At 34.3% G+C, this 24,039-nt stretch carries 17 protein-coding genes, 1 tRNA gene and 2 pseudogenes; 12 read left to right on the forward strand and 8 right to left on the reverse strand.

The window, feature by feature from the left end; translation table 11 throughout:
• Positions 1-266: 266 nt before the first annotated feature.
• The 5 genes and pseudogenes from ubiA to OZD68_RS04430 form a co-directional block, all read right to left on the reverse strand.
• Positions 267-1,124 carry a 4-hydroxybenzoate octaprenyltransferase gene (gene ubiA, locus OZD68_RS04410; RefSeq protein ID WP_182309876.1) on the reverse strand — a complete coding sequence of 286 codons (858 nt, stop codon included), beginning with the start codon at positions 1,122-1,124 and terminating at the stop codon, positions 267-269.
• 3 nt (positions 1,125-1,127) lie between these two features.
• The gene (locus OZD68_RS04415) at positions 1,128-1,526 is read right to left on the reverse strand and encodes a ribosome-binding factor A (protein ID WP_006279769.1); all 399 of its coding nucleotides are present in this window, start codon (positions 1,524-1,526) and stop codon (positions 1,128-1,130) included.
• A gap of 9 nt (positions 1,527-1,535) precedes the next feature.
• Positions 1,536-3,860, reverse strand: a complete 2,325-nt coding sequence (infB, locus tag OZD68_RS04420) for a translation initiation factor IF-2 (protein WP_182309877.1) — start codon at positions 3,858-3,860, stop codon at positions 1,536-1,538.
• Between the two features lie 9 nt (positions 3,861-3,869).
• Entirely contained in the window at positions 3,870-5,432 is a 1,563-nt protein-coding gene (nusA, locus tag OZD68_RS04425; RefSeq protein WP_182309878.1) for a transcription termination factor NusA, read from the reverse strand.
• Positions 5,433-5,520: 88 nt separating this feature from the next.
• Positions 5,521-8,433, reverse strand: a pseudogene (locus tag OZD68_RS04430) (efflux RND transporter permease subunit).
• Between the two features lie 657 nt (positions 8,434-9,090).
• Here OZD68_RS04430 and OZD68_RS04435 point away from each other — a divergent pair.
• On the forward strand, positions 9,091-9,822 hold the full coding sequence (locus OZD68_RS04435) for a hypothetical protein (RefSeq protein ID WP_182309880.1): 732 nt from the start codon (positions 9,091-9,093) through the stop codon (positions 9,820-9,822).
• A gap of 3 nt (positions 9,823-9,825) precedes the next feature.
• On the opposite strand, the gene OZD68_RS04440 is transcribed toward OZD68_RS04435, so the two are convergent.
• Complete coding sequence (locus OZD68_RS04440; protein ID WP_006280263.1) at positions 9,826-10,563, reverse strand: type I glutamate--ammonia ligase; 738 nt, start codon at positions 10,561-10,563, stop codon at positions 9,826-9,828.
• Positions 10,564-10,889: 326 nt separating this feature from the next.
• On the opposite strand from OZD68_RS04440, the gene dnaA reads away from it, so the two are divergent.
• Positions 10,890-12,272 (forward strand): chromosomal replication initiator protein DnaA, encoded by a 1,383-nt coding sequence (dnaA, locus tag OZD68_RS04445; RefSeq protein WP_182309881.1) that lies wholly within the window; start codon positions 10,890-10,892, stop codon positions 12,270-12,272.
• A gap of 27 nt (positions 12,273-12,299) precedes the next feature.
• Here dnaA and OZD68_RS04450 read toward each other — a convergent pair whose 3' ends face one another.
• Positions 12,300-13,574: a metallophosphoesterase gene (locus tag OZD68_RS04450; RefSeq protein ID WP_182309882.1), complete on the reverse strand. Its 1,275-nt coding sequence runs from the start codon at positions 13,572-13,574 to the stop codon at positions 12,300-12,302.
• A 190-nt stretch (positions 13,575-13,764) separates the two neighbouring features.
• Between OZD68_RS04450 and OZD68_RS04455 the strand changes: the two genes are divergently transcribed.
• The 9 genes and pseudogenes from OZD68_RS04455 to OZD68_RS04495 all read left to right on the forward strand — a co-directional run bounded on the left by OZD68_RS04455 (position 13,765) and on the right by OZD68_RS04495 (position 21,999).
• Positions 13,765-13,852: transfer RNA gene (locus tag OZD68_RS04455), tRNA-Leu, on the forward strand.
• Between the two features lie 29 nt (positions 13,853-13,881).
• Positions 13,882-14,964 (forward strand): GTP cyclohydrolase II, encoded by a 1,083-nt coding sequence (locus tag OZD68_RS04460; RefSeq protein WP_182309883.1) that lies wholly within the window; start codon positions 13,882-13,884, stop codon positions 14,962-14,964.
• A gap of 72 nt (positions 14,965-15,036) precedes the next feature.
• Positions 15,037-15,717, forward strand: a complete 681-nt coding sequence (locus tag OZD68_RS04465; protein WP_182309884.1) for a VirB8 family type IV secretion system protein — start codon at positions 15,037-15,039, stop codon at positions 15,715-15,717.
• Positions 15,704-16,504: a P-type conjugative transfer protein VirB9 gene (virB9, locus tag OZD68_RS04470; RefSeq protein ID WP_182309944.1), complete on the forward strand. Its 801-nt coding sequence runs from the start codon at positions 15,704-15,706 to the stop codon at positions 16,502-16,504. The genes OZD68_RS04465 and virB9 overlap by 14 nt, the downstream gene beginning before the upstream one ends.
• Before the next feature lie 16 nt (positions 16,505-16,520).
• Positions 16,521-17,981, forward strand: a complete 1,461-nt coding sequence (locus OZD68_RS04475) for a TrbI/VirB10 family protein (protein WP_182309885.1) — start codon at positions 16,521-16,523, stop codon at positions 17,979-17,981.
• Between the two features lies 1 nt (position 17,982).
• A complete protein-coding gene (virB11, locus tag OZD68_RS04480) occupies positions 17,983-18,975 on the forward strand; it encodes a P-type DNA transfer ATPase VirB11 (RefSeq protein ID WP_182309886.1) in 993 nt (330 codons plus the stop codon).
• 30 nt (positions 18,976-19,005) lie between these two features.
• A complete protein-coding gene (locus tag OZD68_RS04485; protein WP_182309887.1) occupies positions 19,006-21,009 on the forward strand; it encodes a type IV secretory system conjugative DNA transfer family protein in 2,004 nt (667 codons plus the stop codon).
• Positions 21,010-21,130: 121 nt separating this feature from the next.
• Positions 21,131-21,754: pseudogene (locus OZD68_RS04490) on the forward strand (P44/Msp2 family outer membrane protein); the annotation flags it as partial.
• Between the two features lie 35 nt (positions 21,755-21,789).
• Positions 21,790-21,999, forward strand: coding sequence for a hypothetical protein (locus tag OZD68_RS04495; protein WP_182309888.1), 210 nt, complete (start codon positions 21,790-21,792; stop codon positions 21,997-21,999).
• Between the two features lie 195 nt (positions 22,000-22,194).
• On the opposite strand, the gene prmC is transcribed toward OZD68_RS04495, so the two are convergent.
• A complete protein-coding gene (gene prmC / locus OZD68_RS04500; RefSeq protein ID WP_182309889.1) occupies positions 22,195-23,034 on the reverse strand; it encodes a peptide chain release factor N(5)-glutamine methyltransferase in 840 nt (279 codons plus the stop codon).
• 191 nt (positions 23,035-23,225) lie between these two features.
• Between prmC and OZD68_RS04505 the strand changes: the two genes are divergently transcribed.
• The coding region (locus tag OZD68_RS04505) for an IS4 family transposase (RefSeq protein WP_275008717.1) at positions 23,226-24,039 on the forward strand (814 nt) is incomplete at its 3' end.

Below are 24,039 nucleotides of genomic sequence, written 5' to 3' on the forward strand. Positions count from 1 at the left end.
TATAAGCGCGTTCAGCTTATTTAGATAAAAATCTAGATGTAGATGAAGTTTTGTAAAGACATACAGCATCCATATACTGCAAAAAATTGAACACAAGACGCCGACAGATTAAGTAATCCTTACCTTTTAATCTGCAGATTGACGAAAGCAAATACAATAGCTTCAGTTTCATGATAAGAGGGCTGGCAGAGCTTGTCAAGCAAGTTTTTTTGTTTCTGCGGGCTACCTGAGTCTATTGATTTCATTAGAGCCGAAACTCTTGAGACCTAGGTGATAATTCTATCTAAAAGAATGCCGAAAAAGAGCAGCAACCCTACGTAGGAATTATTTTTAAATATGGACATGCATTGACTGGGATCGTCAGGATTGAAATTTTTGTATTGGAGGTGAAATATGAACCCTACAGCAAGTAGAGCAATATAAAAAATGTTATTTAATGATGATAAGATACCAGCATATAGCCACGTCATAAGAGATATTAAATAAAATCTTTTCAACCAAGATTTTGTTGTATCACCAAAATATAATGCGGTAGATTTCATCCCGAGTTTTTCATCATCTTTTTTATCTTGATGGGCGTATATGGTGTCATAGCTAAGTGTCCAAAAGACGCATCCTATATAAAACAGCAAGGATTCTATACTGATCTGGTTTGTTATTGCTGCTGAGCCCATGAGCGATCCCATATTGAAGGTAAACCCTAAGAACAATTGTGGCCACCAAACATACCGCTTTAATAAAGGGTAAGTAGCTATCATACACATTGAGATTATTCCAAGTATGAGTGTAGTTTTATTAGTTAATAATAAGATTACCAGGGCAATAAACAGTAGCAGTGAAAGTAAAGCTAAAGCCTGCTTTATGTTTAATGCACCACTTGCAAGTGGCCTATATTTTGTTCGTTCAACGTGCGCATCTATTTTTCTATCGAAGATATCATTGATTATGCACCCTGCGGGTCTCATTAAAAATGCACCTATAGTAAACAAAACAAGGAGAAAAAGAACCTGATACGATAGAGAAGTTGATGCTAAAAGAATACCGCTCAAACTGGGAAATAGCACAAGCCACAAACCCGTTAAACTGTGCAACCTCATTAATGAAAAGTAACGATTGAAATGCATTAATTAAGTGTGATTATGTAATATTTTGCTTACATTAACAAAATTATCGAACGCTAAGTCAGGCTTGAAAACTAGTTCAGGTATAAATCGCAAATCAACATAACACAATATAGATTTACGTATTGACCATGCAGATTGGTTCATTTCATTAACAACAGTATTAATATCACAATTATTCTCAGAAGGATCTCCAGTGCGTCTTTTTTCTGGATCTAAGTAGTCAGCTACTTGAATATTCAATGAAGATAACACAATATATACATCTGCTTTTTTCAAATCTTTACTTAATTTTACGTCAGATACCGCTACATTTTTATTGAACACCTTACCTTCCATTAGAACTCTTGATATTGCTCTATGCAACACAGATGCTATCTTTAGGTTTCTAATTTCCTTTTTCATATCCAGCTACTATAACACCCTTTCTTCTTGGACTAATTGATAAGCTTCCAAAATATCTCCAACTTTAATATCGACATTACCCTCTAGTGATACTCCGCATTCAAAGTTTACACCTACTTCTTTAACATCATCTTTAAATCTACGTAGTGCTTTTAACTTTCCTTCATGCACCAATTTACTATTGCGCACTACCTTAATTAAAGAATCTTTTTTTATGACTCCATCACTTACGTAACATCCAATGATATTACCAGCTTTAGATACATTAAATATTTGCCTTACAGATGCAGAACCAACACGAACCTCTCGTGTAACAGGCTTTAACATTTTAGTTAAATACATTCTCATGTCGTCAATGAGCTCGTATATTATGTTATAAGTATGTATTTCTATACCTTTTTGTTTTGCCAAGTCCCTTATTTTTGAGTCCACTTTTACATTAAAAGCTAAAATTACTGCACTTGATGCTTCTGCAAGCAGCACATCTGAATCCGTTATCCCTCCTACTGCTTTGTGTAGGATATTTAATTTCACTTGATCTTTACCGAGTTTATCAATTGAACTTGATATTGCTTCAATAGAACCAGTTACATCGCACTTTAAAACTACAGATAGTTCTTCTATTTCACTGTTATTACGGCTGAATATATCTAAATCATCCTCATCTAAATTTTCTTCTTTTTTCTTGATTAACTCTAACCTATGTTCAATAATTTCACGCGCCTGCTTTTCAGAATTTATAACAACAAATTTATCTCCAGCATTTGGCACACCATTTAGACCAGTAATTTCAATTGGAGCAGAGGGTAGTGCTGCTTTTTCTCTTTGACCAAGGTGATTAACCATACTACGTACTTTACTGTATGTTGTACCAACTACCAATATATCACCAACCTTTAACGTTCCTTCCTCAACTATCAATGTGGCTGATATTCCTTTCGCTTTATCTATTTTGGATTCTATTACCCATCCAAGTGCTCGACAATCTTCTATTGCTTCCAGCTTCATTAATTCAGCGATTAACAAAATCGTCTCTTCTAGTTTATCTAAATTAGTTTTCTTTTTTGCTGATATTGGCACAATCATAACATCACCACCAAGCTCTTCAGGAATGAGATCATATTGAGGTAAGCTACTCATTACTTTCTCCACATCACCAGGCTCAGATTTATCAATTTTATTAATAGCAACTATAATAGAAACATTTGCTGCTTTTGCATGATTTATTGCTTCAACTGTTTGTTTCATGATTCCATCGTCAGCTGCAACTACTATTACAACTATATTAGTAATATTGGCACCACGTGCACGCATCGCAGTGAACGCTTCATGTCCTGGTGTATCAATAAAGGTAATTTTTTGCTTATCTTTTGTCGTTATTTGATAAGCACCTATGTGTTGAGTTATGCCACCTGACTCTCTTTCTGCAACATTAGATTCACGAAATGCATCGAGCAATGAGGTTTTACCATGATCGACGTGTCCCATAAAAGTGACGATTGGTGGTTTAGGTTTTTTAGGCAGGCTTTCTCTGCCTTCTATAAAAAATAAATCTTTTTCTCTGTTGGTATCGCTCACTCGTTTAGCCGTATGATTAAATTTTTCCACTATTTCACATGCTATATCTGGATCCACCAGATCATCTACTCTATAACTCTCGCCGACTTCTTCTTTGAACATTTTTAGCACACTCTTGCTATCTTCTGCCATGCGAATAGATAACTCCCTGATAGTTATTTTGTCTGGTATAATAACTTCTCTTGATATATTTTTACCCTTAGTAAACTTTGACTTTCTACCTCTTATACCAAACCTTTGCTTAAATACAGGGGGTTGTTCAGTTTTTTCATCTATTGCCTGTGCAATTACCAGTTTAGAATGCTTAGAATATATATCTTTGTTGACTTTAAAAGACTTTTTATCGTTGTCCTCATGGTCAATACTATCTTCTTTTGGTTCAACTAAGTGGGTATTACTTAAAACTTGCTTATTTATTTCCTTAGATAAAGCGTCCGCTTCATTTTTCTCGTCAATCTCTTTATTGCTGTCTTCTTTTGCTGTTTTCTCTTTTTCTTCTCTCTGATTTCTTTCTTTCAGCAAAGCAGCATTCTGCACAGCATTAATGCGAAAAATTTGTTCTTTCTCTGTTAAAGAACCTAATTTACTCTCTTCAAATAAATTATGTTCTTCTGCATCATGAGATTTTTTTCTTCTTTTTTTTACTACTGTAGCTCCAGTACTTGGGCTAGCTGAAGAGTTTAAATTGAGGTCTAATTTAAGCTTGCTTAAACCTTGGAGCGTTAATTTTTTATCACTGATATCTTCATTATTCATATTATTTTATTATATTAATCCAAGCTTTTTACGTGCTTCTATGATTATTGAATCTACTGTATCTTTTAGATCTTCTTTGCTATCGGATGAGGAAGAGAGTATGCTGCAAAACTCATAACTTGATAAATCTGCTATGTCCTCTAAAGTCTTAATATCATGCTTACTAAGAGCAATTTTATTGTCTATTGATAAAGTTAAATTGATTACATCATCCTCCATACCTAAACTTTTTAGCTCTTCTATTTTTCTATCATTTTCTGCTTTCAGGTACTTATTTGCTCTATTGTGAAGCTCGTTTGCAATATCTTCATTAAAGCCCTCTATTGAAGCAAGCTCTTTAATTGAAGCGCTAGATATGTCTTCTACACTTGAAAAACCTTCTGTTACCAATAGCTGACCCATAATCTCTTCTAAGTTTAAAGCTTCAGCAAATAAAGCTGAACATTGACTAAGTTCTTTACTTCGCCTTTCTGATTCTTGCTGAGTGCTTAATATCTCAATTTTCCATCCAACAAGCTCTGAAGCTAATCTTACATTCTGGCCCTTTTTTCCTATCGCTAAACTCAATTGATCTTCAGCAACTATTAACTCTATGCAATTTTCATTTTCATCAATAATAACCTTCGATACTTCTGCAGGAGTAACGGCTTTAATAACAAATTGACCCAAATCTGAGGAGTAATTTATAACGTCAATTTTTTCACCATTTAATTCGTGTATAATAGTTTTTATTCTATCTCCCTTAACTCCAACACAAGCACCTACTGGATCAATGTTCTTGTCGGGAGAGAAAACGGCAACCTTAGACCTTGAACCAGCATCTCTAGCTATACCTTTAATTGTCACTAATCCGTCAGCAATTTCTGGTATTTCTTGATTTAATAATGCCTCCAAAAAGCCTTCATGAGTCCTAGAAAGAATAATTTGACGTCCATCATCAGAGCGCTTAACAGTCTGTATGTAAGCTTTAACCTTATCACCTTCACGAAATGATTCACCACCAGTTAAATTTCGCAGTGGAAGATATGCCCTAGTGCCATTTATGTCTATAATAAGATCTGAATATTCTACTTGTTTAACAATACCATACCTTATTTCTCCCACCTTATCTTTAAATTCCTCATATTGCTTTTTTGACTCTTCATCTTTAATTATTTGAGCAATCTTTTGCTGTGCAATTCTTGCTGAAGCAAGATCAGTGTTAAGAGAGAGTAATTCACTAACAGTATCTCCAACTTTTGCATCTCCTTTTATTAATTTAGCTTGTGTAAGCGTAATTGATTCACACTCGGTATTCTCTTTTTCATTTGATTCATCATCAATAACTTTTAGTTTCCTATATGAAGTAACTTTGCCTGTGTTTCTATCTATATCAACTACAATTTTACTTTTGCTACCATATTTTTGATGAGCCACTGCTTCTATAGCACTTTCTAGTGCCTTTATTACAACATCAAAATCTAAACCTTTTTGAAGTGAAAGCTCTCCTGCTGTTTTTATTACATCAAGGCTTCCAACTATGTTATTCTTGTTACTTTTCTGCTTAACACTGCTTTTACGATTAGCAATCATAATAAATAAATCCAATGTAATTAGTTATAATTATAGCTCCAACGGGCAAAGAACACTATCTTAAATGTTAAATGATTGCTAATTTAAGTCAAGTTTTTTCATGTCTTTGTATAACAAGCAACGCAGGAGTAAAGAATAAAGTTAAAACCGTTGCAGCCAATATTCCACTTGCTATGGTTGTTGAAATGTCAACCCACCACTGGCTTGATGGAGCATCATATGTGATTTGTAGCGTAAAAAAATTGATATTTAACCTGGTAATCATCGGTATTAAACCAAGAACTGTGGTTGCAACGGTAAGCAATATTGGCCTAACGCGAGAAATTGCAGCGTTTATTACACATCGCTTGATGTCATTTTTGTGTACCTTAATTTGGTGATGAAAGGCATCAAGTAATAGTATATTATTATTCACTATCATTCCCGCCAAAGCAATTATCCCCACTCCACACATAACAACTACGAAAACTTGTTGGATAAGAAAGAAAACAAAAAACACACATGTTGTGGATAAAAACACTGCTGTCATTACGATAAATGTATGGTATACATTATTAAACTGTGTCACTAATACCAATATCATTAGTGTAATCGCTAATATAAAAGCCTTTAACAAAAATGCTCCTGATTTTTATTGATCTTCTTTGTCGCCTTTAAAATCAATTTTTACTCCCTTGTCCCAATCCTGGGGAATAGAATTCTGAATGAACTTTACTCTTTCATCAACAAGATAGCCAGTATCAACGTCAGCAGAGATTGTCACTATGCGTAATCCATCAATCCTGTTTAGTTTGTTTACCTTTTTTTCGGGAGCATATTTTACTATATTGCTCATAGGATACGGGCCATTAACTGTATTGATAAAAAGATTGTCTATAGTCTTCATGTTGCGATCCTTTCCAGGGAAACGGAGTACAATATCGATTTCTTCATCCGTGTTATTTGGTCTATATTTTCCAATCAACACTCCATTTGTAACCATCTTTATAAAATCGCCAATGGTTGCAACACTTACTTTAGAGCTTGTAGCCTTATTCTTATCAACACTCATATTCCACTCTATTTCAGGTGCTGATCTGCTATCTTGAATATTTATAAACCCGGATGAAGGTTGGTTCATAATTTCTAGAATTTTCTCTGCTGCTAAATTCAAACTGGATACACTCCCGCTGAGGTTAATTTGTATTGGCTTGTCAGCCGACGGTCCTGGCTTTTCCTCTTGAACATTAATTATTATTCCTTTCATGTCTTGCACACTGCCCCTTATATCATTTAGTATGTGCTTAGCTTTGCGCCTGAAGCGCCAATCCATAAGTTCTAGTTGTATTCTGGCGATAACGTTGTCTGAAAATGCTCCTGATCTAGCATAAGAAACATGAATTTCTTTTTCAATGCTCAAAATGCGTTCTTCCACTTCTTTGAGTATCAGATCTCGTTCTTTGGCTGATAAGCTTTCTTTTGCTTTAACACTGATTAAAATATTATCTGAATCCACTTTCGGAAAAAACTTTACTCCAGGAGCAAAAGTAAAGTACAGCACACTAAATGAAAACAAAACGAATACAGTAGCACATACGAATTTTTTAGGATGATCCAAAACCTTCTCTAGCATGCGTACGTAAGCTCTTATTATAGGCCCAGCATTTTTTATTTCACCACTTTCTATAGCACTCATTTTTTTTATTTCTTTTTTTGAAGTTATCGAAGGCTTACCAAATATTGCACCAAGTGTTGGTATAAAAACCAAAGCCATAATGAGCGATCCAGTCAAAGTTAGAATTATTGTAATTGGTATGTACTGCATGAATTTACCAACAGTATCAGGCCAGAATAATAGAGGAAAAAACACTGCTAATTTAGTTAACGTTGATGATAGAACCTGATAAAACATATCACGAACTGAAGTGTAAAAAGCTTCTACTTTGTCCATTCCGCAGATCATCTTTCTATCGGCATATTCGCTGATCACAATTGCATCATCAACCAGCATGCCAACAGCCATAATTAAACTGAAGAGCACAACGATATTTAAGGTTATACCCATAAAGTAAAGAGCTATTATCCCAATGAGAAAGGAACCGGGTATCGAGAGTGCCACAAGAATAGCAATCCTTGTTCCCATAGAAAGCATCATTATGATCAATATTAACAACACAGCAAATATTATGCCGTTTTCCAAGTCATCAAGCACATCGAGGACGTTTTTTGACTGGTCGTTTAAGTACACCACTTTTAAATTTTCAGGTAATTGATCTTTTGCCTTATCCATTAAGTATTTTACTTGATTTACTGTGTCTATTATGTTTTTTCCGTTACGTTTTGAAATTTCTAGCACGACACTAGGTAATCCATTAATGCGAGCAAATCCTTGGTGATCCTCAAACCTAGGGTATACTTTTGCTATATCTTTGATTCTCAAAACTGCATCGCCTTGAGATCTAATAGGAATATTCATAATATCTTCTATATCTTTTAATAACCCTGATATTTTAATCGAATATTTACCGGCCAGTGACCCAGCTCCCACTAGTCTATTATTGCTTGATATAGCTTGGAATATTTCGTTTGATTGAATGTTATATTTTGTTAGAACTGTGGGCTCAATTATAACTTCCACTGTTTCTTTACGTATACCTGCCACTTCAACTTTGAGAACATTTGGCAGAGATTCTATTTCTTTCTTTAACTTGCGTGCTATTTCAGTTAAGGCTCTTTCTGGCAAATTACCAATTAAGCCGACATTGAGTATCGGAAATAAGCTCAAGTTTATTTCATTGATTATCGGAGATTCCGCTTCAACAGGTAACTTCGATTTTATGTTTGAAAGCTTTGAACGAACATTATCGAGCACTTCTTTATTATCATACTCTGTTCCAAATTCGAGTATCATGTGAGCACCATCATTAGTTGCAAAAGCTCTCAATTCTCTTACACCTTCGATGGATCTTAGTTCATTTTCTATAGGAAGCACTAATAGCTTTTCACTATCTTGAGCAGAAATCCCAGGAAGTCTAACAAACCATACGCGTCAAGTTAAGGAAAAGTGGTATAAGGAAGAAAGGAAACGAAAAAACTATTTTATATATTAAGTAATAAAGTTATTAATTTATAGATTCTTCTGAAAAAATTATCTTCTTCTAGATAAGAACTCCCTAAAAAAATAAATGTAACAAATAAAATGCCCATCTCAAATGTTGCTATATTTCACGATATTTCCTTAACTTGACGCGTATGGTCCAACAAACACGCTGATTATAGGAATCTGTATATCAGGATTGCTTTCCCTTGGCATTTTTACATAAACGTATGAACCGAAGATAAAAATTATAGCTCTTTTTACAATAATCCGAACAGACCGTAATATGCTACTGGCCTGCTATAGCCATAAACACATATCTTATCGCATTCGGACTATTATAAGAAAGGCTATACTATAAGTAATAATACCACCGCCCTGTTTCGCTCTATGAGTAAGCTCTGCATGTTGAATGTTAGCTGAATATGTGTATTTGTACAATATTATAGTCGAGATACATTGCATATTAATTAATCCTTGTGTAGCTTTAAAACTTTACGCAAATAATTAAAATTTTCGCAAAATTGCAAGTATAAGAAAATTCCTGTATAATAATTCTAGAACAGTATTTGAGAGGTTATTATGGTGGCAATTCTAAATGTAACAAAGGGCAAAAATAAAGTTATTGTGTCTGGATTAGCTGGAGCTTTATCAGCTTTAATATTTTTAACAGCAATCCACATTGCCGCAAAGATAGCCATTATCGTTTCTGCCGCTGCAGTTACTTACTTATTACTTTCGCTGGTTCATAAAATAAGAACTAAAGCTGAAATTACTCGTGTTTCAGGAGATAAAGTTTCAGAAGATGAAGGGTATAGCAGTGTTGATGAAGGTGAAGAAAAAGATACCGTAAAAGAACCAAAAAGAACTGAAACTGAGCGAGAAGAAGAAATAATAAGGAAAAGAGCACAAGAACGCATGGAGAAAGGATCACTTGGTGGTCCTATAAATGCGTTTGGCGAACCAATTCATGTGACTATAGATGCTGAAAATAGTAATCCTGTTGATTATACAAAAACTATGGTAGTGCCTGAGGAAATTATTCTTAGCATGCTAAATGATAAAACTCTTACACAAAATAACTCTAGCTCTATAAAGAATCAGATGAAACCTCTTCCTGAGCACACGGATGTGCCTGGTAATCCACTTCCTGGGCAAGTGTTAAGCAATCTAGAGCTTGAATCTAAAAGCACGCAGAAACTATCTGCTTTAGACTTGCTATTACAGTGCAAAAATGTAGATAATGATGTAAAAAAAATGCTAAAACAGCCAATTACCCAAAAGGGGTTTAACGGATTAGGATTTGATAGATAGTTGTTATATTAACCTCTCCATCTCATATTGAGGATCAGATGCAATGCCGTAGACCCTATTTGGCGGAGCAATTTTGTTCTCTATACCAAAAACCATACCTTCAATTATTGCTGTGAGTACTTTTTCAAGGTCACAATCTGCTCCGGGAACGCGGTGCTCTAGGCGGCATCTTTTGAAATCGTTGCCAAAATAGGGAATTCTTATCGCAGCAGTTCTGTTATTTACTCCCCAACTAATCGTAGTTGGAGTGTGAATATCCGGATACTGAAATCTTAAATATGAATCATCATTTGGAGCAAAAAACAACATATGTTTTTTCATCATTGCACATAATCCACCAATACTATGAATCAGATAGTCACTGTACTTTTGCTCATTGATATAAAATAAGTTACCGTTATTTGAATTCACGAGATTAACATGCACATTTAATGCACTGCCTGCTCTATCCAAATAAGGCTTTGCTTTAAAAGAAACATTCCCACCTAGTTTTTGTGCTGTTTCAGTAAGTGATTGTTTTGCTAACTCAAAATGCTTAATTAAATTGTAGGAGTTCGTATAACAACCACTTTTTATCTCATACTGATGTGTAGAATTCTCCTTCTCGCAAGAAAATTCAAGAGATGCTATTTTATTTTTGATGCTATTCAGAAATAAGTATTCTTTTTCTATTCCTTCAATGTAAAACTCTAGTTCAATACCGAATACAGCATAACAACTCAAATTACTTAATATAATCATAAATTTGCTTCAGTAAATCTATATTAGGTTAGCTATATTTATATGAATACTTTACTTATTTGCCAGTAAATTTAACATCTTATTTATACATAATGTATTACCGTTTTTAATAGCATGCTTCTAATCCTCGATACAAGCGACATTTACAAATTTTTCATTTTTTTGAAATAAAAATGATCAATTTTAATGTTTTTATACCCTTTACAACCCATCAAAAAATCACCATAATTTTTAGTATGTATTAAGTAGTATTAGCTTTTCATTTTGCAGTAAGCTATTGATTATCTTATATTTTTCTAATTATTGCTTTTTTCTTGGTGTGGTATATGAACTTGACTAGCCCTAAGGTTTCTACTATGTTTTTTGATCAGATTATTACAGTAACGGATCACAATGTTACTTGGGAAAAAATCCAAAATTGTCTTTATAATCTTTATGGAGAAGCAACATATAATAGCTGGCTGAGTTCACTAAAATTTGTCAGTAGAAGAAATGGGGAAGTTCTTTTATCCGTGTCAACAAGGTTTATAAAAGAGTGGATTACAGTTCATTACATGAAAAAAATATTATCATTATGGCAAAGCGAAGATAAAAGTATACGTTCTATTGATATTCGAGTAATTGAGGAGAGGAATTCAAATTTTAATGTTATACTAAAAAACAGAGAGGAAAGTAATCATAATCTTGGTTCGCCGCTGGATCCAAGGTTCACCTTTGATAATTTTGTAGTGGGAAAGCCAAATGAATTAGCATTTACGGCGGCAAAGCGTGTGGCAGAATCTATAGATCCAATATTAGGCAGCAATCCTTTGTTTCTATATGGTGGAGTGGGACTTGGTAAAACACATCTAATGCATGCTATAGCTTGGCACATAGTCAATTCCCCATCAGCAAAAAGAAAAGTGGTGTATTTATCAGCAGAGAAATTCATGTACCGATATATTACAGCGCTGCGAAGCAAAGATATTATGTTATTTAAAGAGCAATTTAGATCAGTAGATGTATTGATGGTAGATGATGTGCAATTTATCAGTGGTAAAGATAGTACACAAGAAGAATTTTTTCATACTTTCAATGCATTGATAGACCAAAATAAACAATTGGTTATATCAGCTGATAGGTCTCCTAGTGATCTTGATGGAGTGGAAGAAAGAATAAAATCACGACTCGGTTGGGGGTTGGTGGCAGATATTAATGAAACAACTTTTGAATTAAGGCTTGGTATATTGCAGGCAAAAGTGGAGCAGATGAATATGTATGTTCCGAAAGATGTCCTAGAGTTTTTAGCAAGGAACATAAAATCTAATATAAGAGAATTAGAAGGAGCATTAAATAAGGTTACCCATACCTCATTAATTGGAAGAAGTATGACGGTAGAATCGGCTAGTGAAACCCTAATCGATCTTCTTAGGTCAAATCATAGGTCAGTCACAATAGAAGAAGTACAAAAGAAAGTAGCTGAATTTTTCAATATAAAGGTTGCAGATATGCAATCCAATAGAAGGCTTCGCAGTCTTGCAAGGCCAAGACAAATAGCTATGTATTTTGCCAAAAAATTTACGCAAAAAAGCCTACCAGATATTGGGAGAAACTTTGGTGGCAGAGACCATGCTACTGTTATACATGCAGTAAAACAAGTAGAAAATTTTATAAAGACTGACTCAAAATTTGCTGATGAAATCAATCGATTAAAAAAAATGTTTAAGTAGCGTTTTTAAAATAGCTAATAACAAATCCTAAAATGAATCGACTATAGTTTTAATCCGTTTAAGTTTAAAATCTTCTGTTAGCTTCGCAGAATACATTTCCTTATTGTGTTGATTATAGAAGGTAAATTCGTGATCATCTAAATTTAGTATTGCAAAGCCAAAGCCAAAAAAGTTTCTAACCTCGTGTGCTAAGTAGTTTTTACCATTTAAATAGTCAAATTCTACATTTTGATAAACAGATTCTTGATCTTGAGCGTGTAATGATGCACCACCGTTTCCAACTATAATTTGGTCTGGAACATTATCCATTAGTAAAATCTGGGCTATATGAATGTGGCCAGAAACTATGGTAGTAACATTGCTTGGAAATTTATCTCCAAAAGCTTCGATTTGTGTAAGATTACCATGGCTTTTTAATGTCAAAAATTCTTTTTTTGGAGATCTCCAAAGCGGTTTATGAGTTAAAAACCACATGGGCTTGTCAGAACTATTTTGTATCAATTTATCAAATTGCCTCTCAAAAGCATCAATTGTGCTTTGGGTTGTAAAAATATCCTCACCGGATGAAGAGTCGAAGATAAAAAATTTCATCGGTCCAGCATCTAAGGACCAACTAGAAACGAAGTTTCCACATTTTTCAGACGAAAAGGGGTATGAATCTAGATACCTGAACCATCCTTCATAAGCTCTATCACAACTCTCATGGTTTCCACGAACAAAAAGGAAAGGGGATTGTGATAAAATATCCTTTGCAGGCTCAAACCAATCAGCGTACCAAACTTCTTTATTATATCCATAAATATCGCCACACTTTTTTGTATTTCTACATTTTGTTTGTCTATAATGATAGTCACCAACATGGATAATTAAATCTGGTTTATGAAGGGCGATTGAATCTAAATTTTTTTTTAAAGGCCAGCTATCTACCGAATTACATTCCTGCTGAAATAACATATTTATTCTACAGCCCGTGTCACCAATGAAAGCAATTTTATTAACCTTTTTTGGTAATATAGGAACCAGTAGATCCTCAATACTAATGTTTTTGGCACTTGTTTGTACTGTCAGTTCACAAACTGTTTCGTTATGATCACCATTGTTAATTGAGCTGCGATTCAGCATTTCTGTTTCCTCGCCATCAACATAAACAATGGGACACATGTCATTGTCCGTAATTGCGCGTATGCTTAGTTTATTTTCTGGGATAACTTGAGACCATGTGTATAATATTTGTGCATGGACGAAATGAAAGCTAGTTATAAGAGAGAGAGCTAAAAAAATAAAGATATTAGCTATATTCATTTGTATAAAAACCTAAGTTAAAAATTAGTAGTAAGGTTATCTTAAATGATTAAAATTTATAATCACAAAATTCATAATCAAATTATACAAACAATTTCTAAATTATTCTAGTATCAGATTGACACTCTAGATGAAAAATTCTAAAATGATTAAGTAATTTAAAATAATTATATAAAAACTAGAATATAGTGCGGCCGTGGTGGAATTGGTAGACACGCAGCGTTGAGGTCGCTGTGGCTCATAAGGCCTTGGAAGTTCAAGTCTTCTCGGCCGCACCAGTTTTTATCGCTGTTTAATATGGGTAAAAATGTTTATAGGAAATCAGAGTAGCAATAAGGTAGAAAGAGCTATCAGCGAAATCAGGCGCGGTCGGCCAATTGTAATATATGATGAAAGTAATTACCTATTGTTTGCTGCTGCTGAGGCTTTAGAAAGAGATTTATTTAATCAATACAAGCTTACATCAAGTAATGTATATGTTACTTTAACTTCAAGTAAGGTAAAATACATATCTCAGAATAAAGAACATAACAGCAAACGTCTGTTGGTGAATAATTTTGATGAACTGCTCTATTTAATAAACTGTTCAAAGGAAGATTGCATAAAAGAGTTGCAATGCTCAAAGACAATAGATGAATGTGCTATTGCCTTGCTTAAGTTCTCAGAATTATTGCCATACGCGTTAGTGGCTGATATGACTTTTGAGAATAACCATGAAATGCGAAATTGGTGCGAGAAAAATGACGTTATTGCACTGGACACGTCATTCATAAATAATTTTCAAGAAAATCAGGATGTATATGAAGTGCGCAAAACATCATTATTTTTAAAACAGACTCAAGAAGTAAATATCATATCTTATAGAACCGAAAGTGGTGGAAGAGAACATCATGCAATTATCATTGGCAATCCAGATAAAGATGACGAACCATTAGTGAGAATTCATTCTTCGTGCTATACGGGTGACTTGTTAGATAGCTTGTCATGCGATTGCAGAAGTCAGTTACATCAAGCAATTCAAATGATAGCTGACTCTGGAAGTGGTATTATATTGTATTTGATGCAAGATGGAAGAGGCATTGGTTTAACTAATAAGTTAAGAGCGTACAGTATGCAAAGAGGACATAATCTTGATACTGTTGATGCAAATAGAATATTGGGTTTTGAAGATGATGAAAGGAGTTTTGCTGTTGCAGCTAAAATGCTTAAGAAATTGAACATTAACAAAATACAATTACTTACAAACAATGATAGGAAATTGTCAGAATTGGAAAGTAGTGGTATAGGAGTTACAAAGTGTCTACCACTTATTGTGGAACGTAATAAATATAACGATTCATATATGGAGACAAAGTTTGGTAAATTAGGCCATAGATTAAGAGTTTTTTAGCTTTTTTGCTGTAACTACTTTGTTAATTTGCTATGTTTATTAACATAAGTTAAGATTTTTAGGAATACTAAAATGCTAAGATTTTTTAAGCAAGAAAAAAATACTGAATCCTTAGATAAGGATATAAATTGGAATTCAAACCGCTACAGCACAGTTATTGCTCAAAGGAATATTCTACTTTTATTTGCATTAATATTATTAGCAACGATCTCTATGAGCATATTAGTCATATTTAAAATTAGCACAAGTAGCACTATTGAGCCATTTGTTATAGAAATTGACAAGAAATCAGGAATAGTGCAATTGGTTGATCCTGTCACAGTAAAACAGTATTCTGCAGATGAAGCGCTAAACGATTATTTTATTTCAGAGTATATAAAAGCAAGGGAGGTTTTTGATCCATATCATTATAATTATAACTATTATACAAAGGTGAGGTTGTTTTCCTCACCTAATGTGTATAATGAATTTAGAAATTATGTAGGATCGCAGAATATGGATGATCTTTTTAATTTATATTCAGATACCAAAAGTGAATTTAAAATTCGCTCAATTCAAAAGTTGGGTAACGATGCTCTTCAGGTGAGATTTTTTGTGGAATTTACACGGAAAGATGGAAGTTCTACGAGAAAAAATAAGATAGTTATTATGTCATATAGATATGCATCGCTTGAAATGGATGATCAGCAAAGATATATTAACCCATTAGGATTTCAAGTTATTTCATATAGAGTAGATGATGAATATGTATAGGATATTATTAGTTTTAGCTTTACTTGTAAGTGGCAATTTAAACGCATCCATTAATTATAATGAGCCTATTTCTATAGATAGTAGAATAAAGACTTTTGTGTATAGCCCTAATGAAGTATTTACGGTGGTTTTTAGTCAGGGTTACTATTCTTATATTGAATTTGCGGAAGGAGAAAAAGTTAAAAATATCGCTGTTGGTGATGCATCAAGTTGGAAAATTAATCCTTATGACAATAAATTGCTTATCATGCCATTTGAAGTTAGTAGTCGCACTAACATGATTATTACGACAACTAAAAAAAGAGATTACATTTTTGATTTAGTCTCAAGGCCAAACTACGATAAATATCCGGATACTGATGCTAAGAAAGTAGATCACGATTATTCTGCTGAAAAGGATATATCTTACGTAGTACGTTTTTATTATCCTCAAGAAGAAGGTGAATTTGATGTTGATTTAGATGAGGTTTCTTTACCTACTCAAATGCAATATACTACAGACAAGCTAGAAAAAATAATACAAGAAAATGATACGAAGTACAATTATACATATATTGATGAAGGTGGTAATGCGGATATAGTTCCGATCGAGTTATTTGATGATGGTTATTTAACCTATTTAAAATTTAGAAATAATAATAAAATACCTCAGGTTTTTGTAGAAGGGGAGGATAAACCTTGTAAAAGGCTGTTATTTGATGATTATGTTATAATAAAAGGAGTACATAAAAAGCTATTTATGCGTTATGAAGATGGTGAAGTTGAAATTATAAATAGGTCACTTTAGCTGTGGTACATGCAATATGAATAAAGAAAGGCGTAACAATTCAGAAGATGAATCAGAAATAGAGAATAAGGTAGTAACAGTTGGCTCTAATCAAGGTCATAGGGCATTGATGGTCATTATTTTAGTGCTTCTGGCTGGTGGAGTGTATTATCTCTATTTTAGTCCTTCTCCTAAAGAGGGTTCAGAAGTTATTAAAAAAGAGGAAACAAAGCAAAACGTTCAAGAATTGAAAGGAAAGTTGGAACAAGTTCCAGATAATGTAATGGTTCCTGAAAGAATAATAACTGATCCCTTACCACCCCTGCCTCCTCTTCCTACACCACTAATCATACCAGAAATAAAACAAATTAGAAAAGAAGAAGTGATGAAAAAAGAAGAAGAGAAACCAAAAGAAACTCCTGTGTCAAATATACCTATTTTGCCAAAGCAAAATTTTCCTTCTAGTAATGTTATGGGCAATTTACCTACCTCGTTTCCTACAATAGGGGGTGGCGGTTATCCTAGAGACAGACGTAGTGCACAGATGTTGACAATTTCAGGTGGTAGTGGAGAGAACAAGGCTGCTGATGCTATTTTATCCGACACTTCAGCACAATCGAGCAAAGCTACCAGAGTAGGAAAGCTTGGTTTAATGATTACTCAAGGTAAAATTGTTGATGCTGTTCTTGAAACTGCAATAAACTCTGATCTGCAAGGAATGCTGCGTGCTATGGTGAGTAGAGATGTTTATGCAGAAACTGGTGATACAGTTTTAATACCTAGAGGCTCAAGATTGATAGGCAGTTATTCATTTGACTCGAATGTTGCTAAATCTCGTGTAAATATAAACTGGAATAGAGTGATTCTGCCACATGGAATAGATATTGCAATCTCATCACTTAGTACTGACGAGCTTGGTAGAGCAGGAATAGCAGGAATAGTTGATAACAAAATAGTAAGTGCGTTATTCTCTTCAGTGACACTTGCTGGTGTTTCGATTGGTTCTGCTGTTATAGGGCAAAAGGCTTCTAATCTTGTTGATACGCTAACTATCAGAGATGCAGTAAAGTCTATCACTGCAACCGAAATAGATTTTTCTTCTCTCCAACTCATTATTGACCCAGAAAAGAAGATATCTAGTGACAAATGGAAATTAGGCCTTGGGGCTATCGGAAGAATTCGGAGTGCCAAAAGCAGACAAGATTTACTAAAAATAATGAAAGAGGAAATAGCAAAAGCACTAGGAATTGAAGAAGACGAGGTAAATATAAGCCTGGAAATTGTAAATCAACTGTTAGAACAAATTCAAAGAAAAAGCAAGTCTGTTTATGATGAAGCAATCGGGAAATCAATCGAGGATTTTTCTAAAGATATGCGGGATGTAGTGGGCAGATATACAGATAAAAAACCAACTATTTATGTTGATCAAGGCACTGCATTGAAAGTATTTGTTAACCAAGATATAGTATTTCCTCCACAGGCGATATTAAATCAATGAAATGAACTATGCTGCACTTGATACATATTTGGAGCCATTACAAGGCATATTTCAAGAAGAAGGCGTAAATGAAATATCAATAAATAAGCCAAAGGAAGTATGGATTGAAAATCGCGGTGAAATAAGGTGTGAAAAATTAGAAGTATTCGATCTTAACCATTTGAAATCTCTTGGCAGACTGATTGCTCAAGCTACAGAACAAAAACTTAGCGAAGAAGCGCCCTTACTTTCGGCAACATTACCAAATGGTTATCGTATACAGATAGTATTTCCGCCAGCATGTGAACCTGATAAAGTAGTCATGTCGATTCGTAAGCCTTCTAGCATGCAGTTAGCACTCGATGATTACGAAAAAATGGGGGCTTTTTCTGAAACTGTTACAGAAGCAACTGATAATCCAGTTGACCGTCATTTGGATTTATTGTTAAGGCAAAAAAAAATAAAAGAGTTTTTAGAATACGCTGTAATAAGTAAGAAAAATATTATAATTAGTGGTGGAACTTCCACTGGTAAGACTACTTTTACTAATGCTACTTTGCGTGCTATTCCAGCTGGGGAAAGAATTATTACTGTTGAGGATGCAAGGGAAATCATTTTGAACGATCATCCCAATAAAGTCCATCTAATTGCCTCTAAAGGAGGGCAGGGCAGAGCAAAAGTAACCACTCAAGATTTGATAGAAGCGTGCTTACGTTTAAGGCCAGACAGAATAATAGTTGGTGAGCTCCGTGGAGCGGAAGCTTTTAGTTTTCTCAGGGCGATAAATACTGGTCACCCTGGATCAATATCAACCCTTCATGCAGATAGTCCAACAATGGCCCTTGAGCAAATAAAATTGATGGTTATGCAGGCAAATCTTGGCATTCCTCCAGACCAAATTATACCATACATTAGAAATGTGATTGATATTGTTATTCAGCTAAAAAGAACCGGTGGGGGCAAAAGAAGCATTTCTGAGATATTATTTACTAGATCTGCGAGCGAAAATGCTTAAATTTATACATAAATTAAGGAAGAGTAGTTTATGAGTAATGGAAATCACCTACGTAATATTCTCATAGGAGGTGTAGTAGCTTTTAGCGTACTTGAGTTTTGCTTCTATCTATCTGGTATATTGTTTGTTCTGTTTGCTGATGGTCCGGATGCTGTGGATTTTAAGGCAATTAATCCTAGTTTGACGCCTTTCCCTCAAGCTCTTTGGCCAACGATTTTTGATCATATACAATATTGTTGGCATCATCCAGAGTTATATAGCCTTGAGCTCAAAATCACATTAATTATATCTTCTGCACTGCCTATCATTGTTTTAATGATTATCTTATGGAATTTAAGAGAAAGGATAATTGAGTGGCGACCATTTAAAAAGAAGGAATCACTTCATGGAGATTCGCAGTGGGCATCAGAGAAAGACATACGAAAAGCAGGATTAAGAAGCAAAAAGGGATTATTGCTTGGTAAAGATAAAAGAGGATACTTCATTTCTGATGGGTTTCAGCATGCATTGTTATTTGCACCTACAGGTTCTGGTAAGGGTGTTGGCTTTGTAATTCCTAATTTATTATTTTGGACTGACTCGGTAATTGTACACGACATAAAATTAGAAAACTATGAAATAACAAGTGGTTGGCGAGAACGACAAGGACAAAAAGTATACGTATGGAATCCAGCGCAGCCAGATGGAATAAGTCACTGTTACAATCCATTACAATGGATTAGTGAAAAACCTGGGCAGATGGTTGACGATGTGCAGAAAATAGCTAACCTAATCATGCCTGAACAAGACTTTTGGCAGAATGAAGCAAGAAGCTTATTTGTTGGAGTGGTATTATACTTACTTGCTGCACCAGAGAAAGTTAAATCTTTTGGTGAAGTTGTGCGTACGATGCGTAGTGATGACGTGGTTTATAATCTTGCTGTTGCTCTTGATACAATGGGTAAAATACTACACCCTGTAGCATATATGAATGTTGCAGCTTTTTTACAAAAAGCTGATAAAGAAAGGTCAGGTGTTGTATCAACCATGAACTCATCACTTGAATTGTGGGCAAACCCATTGATTGATACTGCAACTGCGTCAAGTGATTTTAATATTCTAGATTTTAAAAAGAAGAAAATTACAGTTTATGTTGGTTTAACTCCTGACAACTTGACTAGGCTCAGGCCTTTAATGCAGGTTTTTTACCAACAGGCAACTGAGTTTTTATGTAGAAAATTGCCATCGGATGACGAGCCTTATGGCGTATTGTTTTTAATGGATGAGTTTCCTACACTTGGAAAAATGGAGCAATTTCAAACAGGTATTGCATATTTTCGTGGTTATCGAGTTAGGTTATTCTTAATTGTTCAAGATACTGAGCAGCTCAAAGGAATATACGAAGAAGCAGGGATGAACTCCTTTTTGTCAAACTCGACTTACAGAATAACTTTTGCAGCCAATAATATTGAAACAGCTAATTTAATATCGCAACTTATAGGAAACAAAACTGTACAACAAGAATCGTTGAATAAGCCTAAATTTTTAGATTTAAATCCTGCTTCAAGGTCATTACATATCTCTGAAATACAGAGAGCATTGCTATTGCCTCAAGAAGTTATTATGTTGCCACGTGACGATCAGATAATTTTAATAGAGTCGACTTACCCAATTAAATCAAAGAAAATTTTGTACTACAGTGATACCACCTTCACAAGAAGGCTGCTCAAACAAACTCGTGTGCCTACACAAGAACCATATGACCCAAACAAAGTTCTTTCTGCCGCTGCGAGCAAAGATAAGGTTAATAACGAGGGGAATAATGTTCTTGAGGGACCTAATTCAGTTGATTATCCTGCTGAAACTAAAACCGAAGATGCAGTATATGATGAATCAGATGAATTTGCAGACGAAGATATTGATGATGAAGATATCGACGATAAGTTTGAAGATGATGACGAGGAAGATGAGGATAGGAGCGATGATGGGTTTGATGACGAAGAAGAGGAGGATGAATTTGAAGATGAGGATAAATTAAAAAATGACGAGAAGTAAGGTTAACTTTGCCTATTTTTAGCTCAGAAAAGTGCAAGTTATGCAAATAATTAGGTTTTTCATATTAAGCCATTTTTAATTAATTAGTATTAGATTAGCTATTTTAACTAGGGGAGTAGTAATGATTAGTAAAAAAACATTAGCGGTTACAGCATTTGCTTTATTGTTGTCACAACAATCTTTTGCAAGTGAAACAGAAGGGTTTTACTTTGGTAGTGGGTATTACGGTCAATATTTAAATAACACAAGCGTACTAAAAACAAGCACTACAGGTATCAAAAATTTGTCTATAAATGACAGGGGTGCTCAGAACACAGAAGGTCAGTCACTAAGTGAGTATAAAGGAGATTATAATCCACCTTTTGCTGCAAATGTGGCATTTGGTTACACAGGAGAATTGGGTAACAACAGCTATAGGGCTGAATTGGAAGGGATGTATTCTTCTGTAAAAGTGGATAATATTGGTTTAACAAGTAGCCAAATAACTGTTTCATACCTAAAGGAGACTGGTGAGGATCCTAATAAAGAAACTTATCTCTATAGTGCTGCAGTTAGTCATGACCAAATTGAGAACATATCTGTAATGGCAAATGTTTATCATAATTGGAAAAGTGACCGTTTCTCTTTTTCTCCTTACGTTGGTATTGGGATCGGTGCAACAAGAATGACGATGTTTGAAAAACCGTCAATAAGACCCGCAGGTCAATTAAAAGCTGGCTTTGACTATCGCATAAACGAAGATGTATAGCTCTTTTTACAATAATCCGAACAGACCGTAATATGCTACTGGCCTGCTATAGCCATAAACACATATCTTATCGCATTCGGACTATTATAAGAAAGGCTATAAATATGCATATCGGATATAGAGGTTTTGGTGCTATTGGTAGCGATATTAAGCTTACAGCAAAAAGGTTAGGACAAGTGGTAGACGACCCTAATAATGATAAAAAAAAGAAGCTTAATCCTAGCTCAGGTAGCAAAGTATAGCACTTCTCGCAATAGTCCGAATAGGATAAGATATGTGCTTATGGCTATGGTAGAGCAGTAGCATATTATGATCTGTTCGGATTATTGTAAAAAGAGCTATAAATATAGATCCAAGTAGTCACGCTACTTGGATGACTAGGTAGAGGGTACTGGGATGATATAGGATAATATGGGATGAAGGCAAAAAAACATTAGCTATGTTCTTTTCACAACAATGCATCTCTTCATTCCCGCTAAGTCATATACATATTCCTGAAAAGCTAATTCGTATGAGGGGATTATTTTATCAATATTGCTTTGATCTTCACCTATCTCCAATATCGCAAACCCATTTTTTTTAAGGCACCTCCTTAATATTGGAAAAATGCTCAAGTAACAACTCAAAGCATCAATACCGCCATCAAGGGCAATTCTTGGTTCCTTTTGCACTTCAGCTTGCAAGTCTTTCAATTTGCTTCTTTTAATATATGGAGGATTACTGATTATAAGATCGAATGAACCTCTGCACTCTGTCCACGAACTTGGAAATATTTTGGCTCTTCTGAGAAGATCATGTTTTTTTGTGTTCTGATAGGCAACTTTATATGCTTCCAAGCTTTTTTCAAAACCGACGCCAACAGCATATTCATACTCACTAAGTACGGATATCAATAAACAACCTGTGCCTGTACCAAAATCTGCAATTTTTAGTTTCTGTTTTTTGTTTGGGTAATATTTTAACACTGCTAGGATTATTGTTTCACTATCTGGCCTTGGATCTAAAACATGCTGGTTAACTATAAAATTTTTACTCCAGAATTCATGATTACCTATTATTTGCGATATTGGATATCTTTCCGCTCTTTTTTTTGTTAATTTCCAAAATAAAAGTTCTTTCTCCATTGGCACTTGATCAGCATGGTTCACAATTATAAATGATCTTTCCACTCCAAGTACGTGCTGCATGATGATTTCACAATCTAAATGTGGTGATTCAACTTTATGTGACGATAATAACTCCGATCCTTCTTGAATTAAAGAGCTGATTGTTTTCATTATTCTAAAAATATGTTTCTTTCAGCCAAAAATAGCAAGATGAGCTTCCAGTCTAGGGTAGCTGCACTAAATCCCAGTGTCAAGCACGCAGCTGTACGAACCATAAGCGTCAAGTTAAGGAAATAAAGGTATGAAAGAGATAGAATAATAAGGTATAAGTTCTCCAAGATATACTTTTAGTGAGAGAACCAATGAATAAAATAACTTGCTTATCAAAAAAGCTCAAAGAATTTTTTAATGAAAAAGCAGAGGAAATCTCAATTACAACAAGGTTTATAAAAAGAAAGAGAAAGCTAAAAGGTTCATCATGCGTAAAAGCCATGGTCTTGGGTAATATAGGAGTTGATAATTGTAGCGTAGAAACAATGTGTCAATTACTAAACGAGGACTCGATAGATATAACAAAACAAGGTTTGGATTTTAGATTTACTGAAGAAGCAGTGGAATTTATGAAAAGGATGTATAATGAATCTGTGATTCTCTTTAAAAATATCTTGCAAGTTGATTGCAAAATCTTACAGCAATTTAATAGTGTTAAATTATTGGACAGTAGCTATGTTACTCTACCTAACAGTATGGAAGAGATGTATAAAGGTTATGGTACTAGCTACAGTGGCTATGAAAGCAATACTAAGTCTGGAATAAAGTTACAATTAGTTTTCGACTACATGAATCAGATAATAGACCAACTTAATTTAACGGAGTGGGTAAGATCAGACCAGGGATATAGGAAACATTTAAGTAATATATTAAGCAATGATTTGCTAATATCTGATCTCGGTTATTTTGTGCCAAGTTCTTTTAAACAAATCAATGAAATAGGAGCTTATTTCATAAGTCGTTATAAATCCGATACCAACATATATGATGTAGAAACAAATCAAAAAATGGAGTTATTAGAATGTTTAGAGGATAAGTTATTTTTAGAAAACGAGGTATTGTTAGGAAAAGAAGCAAAAATTAGAGTAAGAATTATATGTCAGAAACTAACTGAAGAACAGTATA

The sequence above is a fragment of the Wolbachia endosymbiont of Drosophila bicornuta genome (assembly GCF_028982105.1).
Taxonomy (GTDB): domain Bacteria; phylum Pseudomonadota; class Alphaproteobacteria; order Rickettsiales; family Anaplasmataceae; genus Wolbachia; species Wolbachia pipientis.

Coding starts and splice junctions, on each gene's coding strand:
- nusA (WP_182309878.1), bottom strand. CDS start 5,432: ATGATTGCTAATCGTAAAAGCAGTGTTAAGCAGAAAAGTAACAAGAAT.
- dnaA (WP_182309881.1), top strand. CDS start 10,890: ATGAACTTGACTAGCCCTAAGGTTTCTACTATGTTTTTTGATCAGATT.
- infB (WP_182309877.1), bottom strand. CDS start 3,860: ATGAATAATGAAGATATCAGTGATAAAAAATTAACGCTCCAAGGTTTA.
- OZD68_RS04450 (WP_182309882.1), bottom strand. CDS start 13,574: ATGAATATAGCTAATATCTTTATTTTTTTAGCTCTCTCTCTTATAACT.
- OZD68_RS04440 (WP_006280263.1), bottom strand. CDS start 10,563: ATGATTATATTAAGTAATTTGAGTTGTTATGCTGTATTCGGTATTGAA.
- virB11 (WP_182309886.1), top strand. CDS start 17,983: ATGAACTATGCTGCACTTGATACATATTTGGAGCCATTACAAGGCATA.
- virB9 (WP_182309944.1), top strand. CDS start 15,704: ATGAATATGTATAGGATATTATTAGTTTTAGCTTTACTTGTAAGTGGC.
- OZD68_RS04435 (WP_182309880.1), top strand. CDS start 9,091: ATGGTGGCAATTCTAAATGTAACAAAGGGCAAAAATAAAGTTATTGTG.
- OZD68_RS04460 (WP_182309883.1), top strand. CDS start 13,882: ATGTTTATAGGAAATCAGAGTAGCAATAAGGTAGAAAGAGCTATCAGC.
- prmC (WP_182309889.1), bottom strand. CDS start 23,034: ATGAAAACAATCAGCTCTTTAATTCAAGAAGGATCGGAGTTATTATCG.
- OZD68_RS04485 (WP_182309887.1), top strand. CDS start 19,006: ATGAGTAATGGAAATCACCTACGTAATATTCTCATAGGAGGTGTAGTA.
- ubiA (WP_182309876.1), bottom strand. CDS start 1,124: ATGCATTTCAATCGTTACTTTTCATTAATGAGGTTGCACAGTTTAACG.
- OZD68_RS04495 (WP_182309888.1), top strand. CDS start 21,790: ATGCTACTGGCCTGCTATAGCCATAAACACATATCTTATCGCATTCGG.
- OZD68_RS04415 (WP_006279769.1), bottom strand. CDS start 1,526: ATGAAAAAGGAAATTAGAAACCTAAAGATAGCATCTGTGTTGCATAGA.
- OZD68_RS04465 (WP_182309884.1), top strand. CDS start 15,037: ATGCTAAGATTTTTTAAGCAAGAAAAAAATACTGAATCCTTAGATAAG.
- OZD68_RS04475 (WP_182309885.1), top strand. CDS start 16,521: ATGAATAAAGAAAGGCGTAACAATTCAGAAGATGAATCAGAAATAGAG.